We start from the raw sequence: 9,327 nt of genomic DNA, 5'->3' as shown, positions 1-9,327 counted from the left end.
TAATAAGCGTTAAGGCGTCATTAGCCTGGTGCTTATCGCCACCGGGATAAAAATATTTTTAATATTCGTAATCTTATTTTAACGAGACGGCAGGGCCGCTTCGCCTGGATCGGGTTACGCCGCCATATGAGAGACCACCAGCCAGGTCAGTAAGCCGACTAATGTGGTTGCGGTGACTGCGAGAATAACGAAACTGCAAAGCATGATAATGCTCTGTTTTATCATCAGAGTTTCCTTTTGCGAGCCAGAGTACAAGCCGAAGCACACTGCATCAGCATACTTAAACCTTAGCTAAACAAAAACAACGTTGTTATTCTCATAATATAGGTTAGATTTAATTTAGCCATTTTATGTTATTCATCAGACGTTTCTTACCTAAATATGATATCGGTCATTAACGGCGGGAGCGGCTTCCCGCAAAATGCATGTCTTTTAATTGCGCCTTTAATTCATCGCTAAATGGCACGAGGTTTATATATGCTAAATAATGATAAGCAGGATAAAGCGTTAGCTTTATCTGAGCGCCCCTGGTATCAGCGCAGTGTAGCCGAGATATTTTCTGACCTGCAAAGCTCTCCGGCAGGATTATCGACTGCTGACGCACAGGAACGTCTGCAGAAACAGGGGCCAAACGCGCTGCCACAAAAAGCGGATAAATCTGCGCTGCTCAAATTTATCGCCCATTTTAAAGATGTGCTGATTTATATTCTGCTGGCCGCAGCGGTGATCACCGCGCTCATGGGCCACTGGGTGGATACCTTTGTCATTATCGGCGTAGCCGTTATCAATGCCCTGATCGGTTTTATTCAGGAGAGCAATGCCGAGAAATCGCTGAAGAGTATTCAGAACATGCTCGCCAGTGAAGCGATGCTGGTGCGGGATGGCAAACAGGTCACTGTCGCAACACGCGATATTGTGGTCGGCGACGTGGTGATGTTACGTCCCGGCGACAAAATTCCGGCTGACCTGAGACTGTTTGAAGTCAATAATCTGCGGGTGGAAGAGGCGATTCTCACCGGCGAATCGACGGTGGTGTCTAAGAACATCGACACGCTGAGCGGTGAAAAGTCGCTGGGGGACCGTCTGAATCTGGCATTTTCCGGCACCACCGTCAGCTCCGGCACCGCCTCAGGTGTGGTCATCGCCAGCGGGGGTGATACGGAACTGGGCCATATCAACGAAATGATCAGCGGCATAAAAGAGGCTAAAACCCCGCTGCTGGTGCAGATCGACAAACTGGGTAAAGCGATTTTCCTTATCATCCTGGCGATGATGGTGATGCTGTTTATCTTCGGTTTCATGCTGCGTGACATTCCGCTGGGCGAACTGCTGCTGTCCGTTATCAGCCTGGCCGTCGCCACCGTGCCGGAGGGTCTGCCCGCCATTATCTCCATTATTCTGTCGCTGGGTGTGCAGTCGATGGCGCGCACCAATGCGATTATCCGCAAACTGCCGACGGTCGAAACCCTGGGCGCCATGTCCGTTATCTGTTCTGATAAAACCGGCACGCTCACTATGAATGAGATGACGGTGAAAGCGGTGGTGCTGGCAAAAAGCCGCTGGCGCGTCAGCGGCAACAGCTACGAACCCAAAGGCGAAATTGTGGCTGAGCAGGGCGGCAACGCGGCTGCTTCGGCGGCACAGGATCCGTTGTTCCAGCAGTTCCTCCATGCGGTAGACACCTGTAATGAAAGTCAGCTGCGTCAGGAAAGCCAGGGGCTCTGGACGATTGTTGGCGGCCCGACTGAAGGCGCACTGAAAGTGCTGGCAGCCAAAGGTCTGACGACGCCTCAGCCGGTTGACGTGGTGAGCAAGCTGCCGTTCGATTCCCTCTATAAATATATGTCGGTCAGCTGTGTAGCTGACGGTGAATCTTATGTTCTGCTGACCGGCGCACCGGATGTGCTGCTGACGCTGTGTCAGCAGCAGCAAACGCCGGACGGTACAGAGCCGATTGACCGTGCTTACTGGGATGCGGCTATTACCACCTATGCCAGTGAAGGATTACGCACCGTTGCTGCAGCCTGGAAAAAAACCTCCGCACCCATTACCTCGCTGGATCATGCCGATCTGAAAAGTGACATGGTGCTGCTGGGGCTTGCCTGCATGATGGATCCGCCGCGTCCTGAAGCCATAACTGCCATTGATGAATGCCAGAAAGCGGGCATCCGCGTCAAAATGATCACCGGCGACCATCAGGAAACGGCAATGGCGATTGGTCAGATGCTGGGTATAGGCAACAGCCAGACGGCCATCACGGGTTACCAGCTTGAACATATGAGTGACGCTGAACTTGCCGAGGCGGCAAAAACCTATGATATTTTTGCCCGCACCAGCCCGGAACATAAACTGCGTCTGGTGAAAGTACTGGAAGCGAGCGGCGAGATCGTGGGTATGACCGGCGACGGCGTCAACGACGCACCGGCGCTGAAGCAGGCGAACGTCGGCATTGCGATGGGGATTAAAGGCACGGAGGTTACAAAAGAGGCGGCCGATATGATTCTGGCCGACGACAACTTTGCTACCATCGCGGCGGCAATCAAAGAAGGCCGTCGGGTTTATGACAACCTCAAAAAAACCATTCTGTTCGTTATGCCAACCTGTATGGCGCAGGGGCTGCTGATTATTATCGCGATTCTGATGGGTAATCTGCTGCCGTTAACGCCGGTTCAGATCCTGTGGATGAATATGGCGACCTCCGCCACGCTATCGTTTGGTCTGGCATTTGAGCCAGCAGAACCCAATGCAATGCGCCGGCCGCCCCGTAATGTCAAAGCACATGTGATGGACGCTTACGCCATCTGGCGTGTGGTGTTTGTCAGCCTGCTGATTTCAATCAGTGCCTTTGTGCTGGAGGCCTGGCTGCAACCGCGTGGCTACAGTCCTGAATTTATCCGCACCGTGCTCCTGCAGATGCTGGTTACGGCGCAGTGGGTCTACATGCTTAACTGCCGCAACACAGATGGTTTCTCCCTGGACCGTGGCCTGCTGAAAAACCGCGGTATCTGGCTGGTTACGCTGGTACTGATTGTGCTTCAGGCGATCATTATCTACGTGCCGTTGATGAACACGCTGTTCGGAACCCGCCCACTACCGATTAACTACTGGCTGATTTCGCTGTTTGTCAGTATCGCAATCTTCATTGTGGTAGAGATTGAGAAACGTCTCACCCGCGCATGGCGGGTGAAGACGCCGTCACTGAGTTAACTCTGACTCCGGGTCCTGCTGCGGATAGCTCGCCAGCAGGACCTTCTTAATCAGATAGGTCAGAGGTATGGCCAGTATCCCGCCCGTAATCCCCAGTAACGCCTGCCAGAAGAGAAACGCCAGCAACTGTGTAGTGAGCGCCAGATTGAGTCGTTTACCAATCAGCAGCGGTTCAATCACCGAACTCAGGCAGAGGTTCAGCACCATAAAGAAGCCTGAGACCGCCAGCGCAACCTGTAAATCAAACATGATGTAGCTCTGGATCACCGGCGGAATCGCGGCCAGGAAAGAGCCCAGCACCGGCACGTAGTTAAAGATGAACATCAGCACGCCCCAGAAAAAGGCAAATTTCAGCCCGATCAGGTGCGCACCTAAACCCACGATGATCCCGCCAAGAATACTGGTCAGTGTTTTCACCCTGGCATAAACAATCACGCTCTCAATTCCCTCCTGCAGCGCCAGATAAAAGGCCTGATTTTTTCCGCTGACCCGCTGCTGAAGCGCCGCTTTCAGCAGCGGCATCTCATAGAGCATAAACAGCAGCATCAGGAACACCATAATCCACCAGGAGATGACGCCGGGAATTTGCGTCAGAAACGCGGTGACGATACGCACTATCGCGCCCGCATCCACAAAAGTGAGCATCTGGTCGGGCGTCATACCGATATCAAGCCGGGCAAAAGCCAGCGTCAGCTGTTCCAGCCGTGCCGCCAGCAGCATGGGGGCCTGGCGGCTGAGCTGCATTAAATCGGGCGTCAGTGCCGTTAACTTGAGCGTGGTGAACACCATGACCATCAGCATCAGCGTAATCACCAGCAGGGATGAGATAATGCGTGGGATGCGTTTTTTATCCAGCCGGGTAATCAGTGGGTCGAGCATGATAGCCAGTAACGCCGCCAGCAGGACCTGATTGATCAGCGGTGCCGCCAGATAAAGGCCGGTGAGAATAATGGTCAGAGAGGCGAGGATAAACAGTACGCGCGCCAGCGGTTGCCAGAGAGTAAACCAGCTCAGTCCCATGTTCGGGCTCCTTAAGCAAAGATAAGCTGCAGTATAGATGAGGCTTACCTGTCAGTGCTTTGCGTCAGGTCAGAGCAGGGGGAAGAGTTATAAGAGACGCTTCAGATCCGATTATCATAGGCTCTGAATCACTGTTCAAAGCCAAATGCGTGGTCTGCCGCTATCCGGTTAGTCTATTTACGGTCCGGTTTCAGCCGACGGTCAAACCGGAACGGAATGGCCTCAGCCTGTTGAACGATCCGGGAAAACTCCGGGTGTTCAGGATTTAACAGATAGTTGTGTTCTGTAGGAGATAGAGCACTGGGAACTCGCAACGCAACCGCATCGCAGGCAGAGCACCAGGCGTCGCCATAGTCAGCCAGTTCCGCCGGCGCGTCTTCATCGGCCCAGTTTGCAGGCAATTCACTGATATCGACGGTTTGTATCAGCGCATCGGGAACATCGATGCGCAGTAGCGTGAAAGCGTCGAGGATGTGTGCTGAGTGCAGATGGACCAGTGTTTCCAGCAACGTCAGTGAGGCGGTTTCTGAGACATAAACCATTGAGATGCCGATGCTGTTCCAGCGACCGCCCGCCTCTTTTGCGCCAAATCCCGTCCAGGCGGTCGAAAGATACTTTGTCTTAGTCAGCCTGTAGAGGATCAAGAATAAACTCCATGCTCCAGACGTGTGATGAGCTTCAGGACCTCATAAGCGCCGGTTTCCGATGCCATAAGTTCTGCTGGCATTTTCCAGCTCAACGCCCGGTTAGGCTCATTCAGCCATTTTTGCGCTTCATCCTTATCGCCTTCAAACAATTCAACCGCCCGATCAATAACGCGGATAATCCGCACCAGTCGTTCGCTTTGTTCAGCGCTGAATTTCGCTTTCACGCCACGGCTGAACGTCGTGGAGGGAATACCGGACATTCTGCGCAGGTCATTTTGGGTAATCTTCGCCCAGTCGATGATGAGGTGAGCCACGTTGCCATCGAGGCCATCGTTGATCTGGCCCAGCAGAGCGACACCATCCGTACTGTGCAGGCCCGCAGCCTGCCATAAACGTGGCGGTCTGGTCTTAGCTGCAGAAAAACTGAATGTTTTCATTTGTCACCTCCAGTTGGTCATTTAATCATAACCATTTGGTTTGCACTGCGCAATTGCTGAAGCCTGATGAAAGATGTCGGATAAAGTACAAGCGCTTCTTTAACTAAGTAACGAATCAGTCTATCTTTAAGGGAATAATCATTTCCTAATGGTGCTATCAATGCACGATAACCGTAATAAAGATCGGGGACGACCACGGGCATTTGATACCGATGCGGCACTCGACAGCGCAATGCTGGTTTTCCGACAGAAAGGCTATCACGCCACCTCAATCGGCGATTTGGGCCAGGCTATGCAGCTGACCACCGGCAGCATCTATAAAGCCTTCACCGACAAACAAACGCTGTTTGCTACGGTCTTTGCCCGCTATCTTTCACAGCGTAACGGCAGCTTAGCTGCGCGGCTGGCGCAATGTGAAAATGGCCGTGAGCAACTGGCGGCGCTGCTGAATTTTTACGTGGATTCAGTGCGCGATGTGGAGGGCGAGCGCGGCTGTCTGGTCTCGGTAAGCGCCGTGGAGTTGCAGACGCTGGATGAGGAGCTGGCCGGCGCGGTCAGCGCGGCGCTGATGCGCAATCAGCAGAACTTACAGCAGATGATCAGGCTGGGACAGCAGGATGGTTCGGTTAATTCTGCACTGGACTGTGAAGCCACCGCTTCGCTGATGCTCTGCATCGTGCTGGGGATGCGCGTCGCCGGTAAAGTTGCGGCTACCCGGCCCGATAGCCGCATCATCCCTCTGGCACTGAAGTTACTCGACTGAATTTTTTTATCCATTAAGGAAGTGATCGTTTCCTTATTATCCGGAGGCTTTATGTATTCTCAACCCGCTTATCAGCATCATTTTATCAACGTCGGCACACAGCGCCTGCACTACCTTAGCGCTGGCAGCGAACACGCCGAAACAGTGGTGTTGCTCGCCGGTTTTCCGCAGAGCAGTTACGCCTGGCGGGAGGTGATTCCCCGGCTGGCCAGTCGTTTTCATGTCATTGCACCCGACCTGCCGGGGCAGGGTGATTCAGATTTCCCGGTCAGTGGCTATGACACCGACAGCGTGGCGACATGCATTGTGGCGTTGCTAAATCAGCTGGGAATCGAACGCTTTCATCTGGCCGGACATGATATCGGAGCATGGATTGCCTGGTCACTGGCAGCAGCCCATCCCGATAAGGTCAGCCGTCTCGCGCTGCTGGATGGCGGCATTCCCGGCGTGACCCTGCCTGACGTGCTGCCGATGGTCGGTGATAGTGCCTGGAAAACCTGGCATTTCGGCTTTCACTGTGTGGATGATCTGCCGGAAGCCCTGATCACCGGCAGGGAGGCGATCTACCTTGACTGGTTTTTTAACCGCAAAGCAGCGAATCCTCGTCGCATTGATGCGACGGCGCGTCGTGAATATCTGCGCATTTTTCAGCAGCCCGGCGCGTTACGCGCGGGACTGGCTTTTTACCGCGCCTTCTCGCAGTCGGCAGAGCAGAACCGTCAGCGTGCGTTAAACGGTAAGCTGGCAATGCCACTGCTGGCGGTGAGTGCTGATCAGGGATCGATACCCGATATGGCTACGCCGTTACGCGCTGTGGCGCAGCAGGTAAACAGTGAAACTATTCTTAACTGCGGTCATTTTATTCCTGACGAACAACCGGAGAAATTAGCGGAAATACTGGCAGACTTCTTTATTTAACCTCCGGATATACGCTGAATAACACCGCTCAGAAAGTAGGGAAAGTAATGTGGGGCGGCGGATTATTAATATTATTGCTGATCCGCTGCTATCTCATACGGCTTTCCAATAAATAAACCTAAGCTACTGATTATTAATGGTTCCTCGTGTGTTATAACGCGTTGCTTTCTGTCACGTGCTGTGAATAAATAAACGGTCACCACCATCCAACGTCAGGATGAGATTAAAAAGAGGGCCGGCACCAGACTGCCGGCCTCATATTGCCGGGGCTGCGATGAATCAGGATAAAGAACGACTGGCCGGGGAAATAAAAGCCAGAGTTAATGAGATTGAACCGCAATTAGTAGCGATTCGGCGTGATATCCATGCGCATCCGGAATTAGGCTTTGATACGCTGCGTACCGCCAGTCTGGTCACAGAGTATCTGCAGGCGCTGGGATTGAATCCCCGGACCGGCGTTGGCCGCAGCGGTGTCGTGGTGGATATCGACGGCGCGGAGCCGGGTAAGACACTTCTATTGCGTGCTGATATGGACGCGCTGCCCATACATGAACAGACGGGTTTACCCTTTGCCAGCCGCTATCCCGGCAAAATGCACGCCTGTGGTCACGACATTCACACGGCGACGATGCTGGGTGTGGCCACAATCCTGCCGCACTATCGTCAGCAGCTAAAAGGCCGCGTCCGGCTGATCTTCCAGCCTGCGGAAGAGACACCAGAAAGTGGTGCTGAGGCTATGATCGCCGACGGTGTGGCCGACGACATTGACTGGGCGGTGACCCTGCATAACAAACCTGAACTGGCTGCGGGTGACGTTGCCCTGACGCGCGGCGCCAGTACTGCCTCCAGCGACGAATTCGACGTGACGGTACAGGGTGTATCGACCCATGCGGCCCGTCCGCATATGGGCACTGACCCGATACTCGCCACTGTGCATCTCATCAGCCAGCTCCAGACCATCATCTCGCGTGAACGCGATCCTGCTCACTCCGCCGTGTTAACCATCGGGCACATTCAGGGCGGCACCACCCACAACATCATTCCTGACAGCTGTCTGTTTCAGGGCACCATCCGCACTAAATCACCGGAAGTGCGGGCTGCGATGGAAGCGTCATTTAAACGGATGTGCGAAGGGGTGGCGCTGGCGCAGAACGTCCGCGTAGAAGTTAACTTCCAGCGTGGCGTTCCCCCCTTAATGAACGACGATCGCCTCATCGATTCACTGGAGCAGATTCTGTCGCATCAGTTTGAGAAGGTCATCATCGCGCAGCCCAGCGCCAGCTTTGGTGCTGAGGATTTTTCACTGTTTACAGAACGGGTACCGGGTTGTCAGATTCATATTGGATCCGCTACGCCGGGCCGTGACGATCATCTGCATAACTCCGACTATCAGCCGGACGAACGCAGCATTGCCGCCGGGACGCAGGCGCTGACCCGCCTTGCTATTGATTTACTCTCTTAATAATAAAGACATGAGGTTTATATGATGATGCGTAACCGTCTCCTGAAGGCGTCTCTGACCGTGGCACTGCTTGCCACTTCCGCCTTCAGCCAGGCGAAAGATTTCGGCACCCTGAAGTTTGCTACCGAAGCGGCTTATCCTCCGTTTAACCAGACGACCCCGAGTGGAAAAATCGTCGGCTATGAGCCGGATATGGTGGCGGAGCTGGCGAAGCGTGCAGGTTTTAAATATGAAATCATCGCCCAGAAATGGTCAGGCATGATTCCGGGCCTCATCGACGGTAAATATGATGCGGTGATAGACGCGGTGACGGTGACGCCAAAGCGCGCTGAAGCGATCGATTTTACTCATCAGTACACCGTCAGCGTCTCCAGCTTTGTGACCGCGAAAAAAAGCCCGCTCGCCACGCTGCCAGGCAGCGGCACGGTGGTGACGGCGGATGACGACGCCGGTATGAAAAAAGCGATCGACGATCTTAAAACCACGTTTAAAGGCAAAACCATTGCGGTGCAGGTCGCCACTATTCAGGCGGACTTCCTGCAGAAATACCTGGGCGATGTGGCCACTATCCGCACCTATCAGGCCGGTCCTGAAACCTTCGCTGACCTGATGAATGGCCGTGTTGATGCCGTCATGGCTTCACGCACCAACCTCAATGCCTTTGTGAAAAAACACAGCGATGCCATCAGCAGCAGCGGTTATGGCTTCTCGGGTGGTGTGCTGGGTGCAGGCTCGGCGATTGGCCTGCGTAAAGGTAACAGCGAGCTGCAGCAGGTGCTGAATCAGGCGCTGGACTCGATGATCAAAGATGGCACACTCAGCAAACTGTCGATGAAATGGTTTGGCGAAGATGTCGCGCCAAAAGCGTAACTG

The 9,327-nt window shown here is 53.8% G+C and carries 8 protein-coding genes; 5 read left to right on the top strand and 3 right to left on the bottom strand.

Features of this window, described 5'->3' with window-relative positions:
- The first annotated feature begins 477 nt into the window (after positions 1-477).
- Entirely contained in the window at positions 478-3,207 is a 2,730-nt protein-coding gene (locus BY447_RS20725) for a cation-transporting P-type ATPase (RefSeq protein WP_110332081.1), read from the top strand.
- Here the strand turns inward: BY447_RS20725 and BY447_RS20720 are convergent.
- The 3 genes from BY447_RS20720 to BY447_RS20710 all read right to left on the bottom strand — a co-directional run bounded on the left by BY447_RS20720 (position 3,196) and on the right by BY447_RS20710 (position 5,311).
- Entirely contained in the window at positions 3,196-4,227 is a 1,032-nt protein-coding gene (locus tag BY447_RS20720; RefSeq protein ID WP_110332080.1) for an AI-2E family transporter, read from the bottom strand. The two genes, BY447_RS20725 and BY447_RS20720, sit on opposite strands and share 12 nt — an antisense overlap.
- A 173-nt stretch (positions 4,228-4,400) precedes the next feature.
- A complete protein-coding gene (locus BY447_RS20715) occupies positions 4,401-4,871 on the bottom strand; it encodes an RES family NAD+ phosphorylase (RefSeq protein WP_033784892.1) in 471 nt (156 codons plus the stop codon).
- On the bottom strand, positions 4,868-5,311 hold the full coding sequence (locus BY447_RS20710) for an antitoxin Xre/MbcA/ParS toxin-binding domain-containing protein (RefSeq protein ID WP_013195990.1): 444 nt from the start codon (positions 5,309-5,311) through the stop codon (positions 4,868-4,870). Before BY447_RS20710 ends, BY447_RS20715 begins: the two co-directional genes overlap by 4 nt.
- 148 nt (positions 5,312-5,459) lie before the next feature.
- On the opposite strand from BY447_RS20710, the gene BY447_RS20705 reads away from it, so the two are divergent.
- The 4 genes from BY447_RS20705 (at position 5,460) to BY447_RS20690 (ending at position 9,324) form a co-directional block, all read left to right on the top strand.
- Positions 5,460-6,074: a TetR/AcrR family transcriptional regulator gene (locus BY447_RS20705; protein ID WP_110332079.1), complete on the top strand. Its 615-nt coding sequence runs from the start codon at positions 5,460-5,462 to the stop codon at positions 6,072-6,074.
- 51 nt (positions 6,075-6,125) lie between these two features.
- The gene (locus BY447_RS20700; protein WP_110332078.1) at positions 6,126-6,992 is read left to right on the top strand and encodes an alpha/beta fold hydrolase; all 867 of its coding nucleotides are present in this window, start codon (positions 6,126-6,128) and stop codon (positions 6,990-6,992) included.
- 274 nt (positions 6,993-7,266) lie between these two features.
- Complete coding sequence (locus tag BY447_RS20695; protein ID WP_110332077.1) at positions 7,267-8,454, top strand: M20 metallopeptidase family protein; 1,188 nt, start codon at positions 7,267-7,269, stop codon at positions 8,452-8,454.
- A 21-nt stretch (positions 8,455-8,475) separates the two neighbouring features.
- Positions 8,476-9,324 carry a transporter substrate-binding domain-containing protein gene (locus BY447_RS20690; protein WP_013195994.1) on the top strand — a complete coding sequence of 283 codons (849 nt, stop codon included), beginning with the start codon at positions 8,476-8,478 and terminating at the stop codon, positions 9,322-9,324.
- Positions 9,325-9,327 lie beyond the last annotated feature (3 nt).

The sequence above is a fragment of the Pantoea sp. JKS000250 genome (assembly GCF_003201065.1).
GTDB classification, from domain to species: Bacteria; Pseudomonadota; Gammaproteobacteria; order Enterobacterales; family Enterobacteriaceae; genus Pantoea; species Pantoea vagans.
The sequence above is the reverse complement of the archived record's forward strand: the minus strand, read 5'-3'. Positions and strand labels throughout refer to the sequence as shown.

What these genes read in the sequence shown, in the direction of transcription:
- BY447_RS20725 (WP_110332081.1), top strand. Translation starts at nt 478, where the DNA reads ATGCTAAATAATGATAAGCAGGATAAAGCGTTAGCTTTATCTGAGCGC.
- BY447_RS20720 (WP_110332080.1), bottom strand. Translation starts at nt 4,227, where the DNA reads ATGGGACTGAGCTGGTTTACTCTCTGGCAACCGCTGGCGCGCGTACTG.
- BY447_RS20710 (WP_013195990.1), bottom strand. Translation starts at nt 5,311, where the DNA reads ATGAAAACATTCAGTTTTTCTGCAGCTAAGACCAGACCGCCACGTTTA.
- BY447_RS20705 (WP_110332079.1), top strand. Translation starts at nt 5,460, where the DNA reads ATGGTGCTATCAATGCACGATAACCGTAATAAAGATCGGGGACGACCA.
- BY447_RS20700 (WP_110332078.1), top strand. Translation starts at nt 6,126, where the DNA reads ATGTATTCTCAACCCGCTTATCAGCATCATTTTATCAACGTCGGCACA.
- BY447_RS20695 (WP_110332077.1), top strand. Translation starts at nt 7,267, where the DNA reads ATGAATCAGGATAAAGAACGACTGGCCGGGGAAATAAAAGCCAGAGTT.
- BY447_RS20690 (WP_013195994.1), top strand. Translation starts at nt 8,476, where the DNA reads ATGATGATGCGTAACCGTCTCCTGAAGGCGTCTCTGACCGTGGCACTG.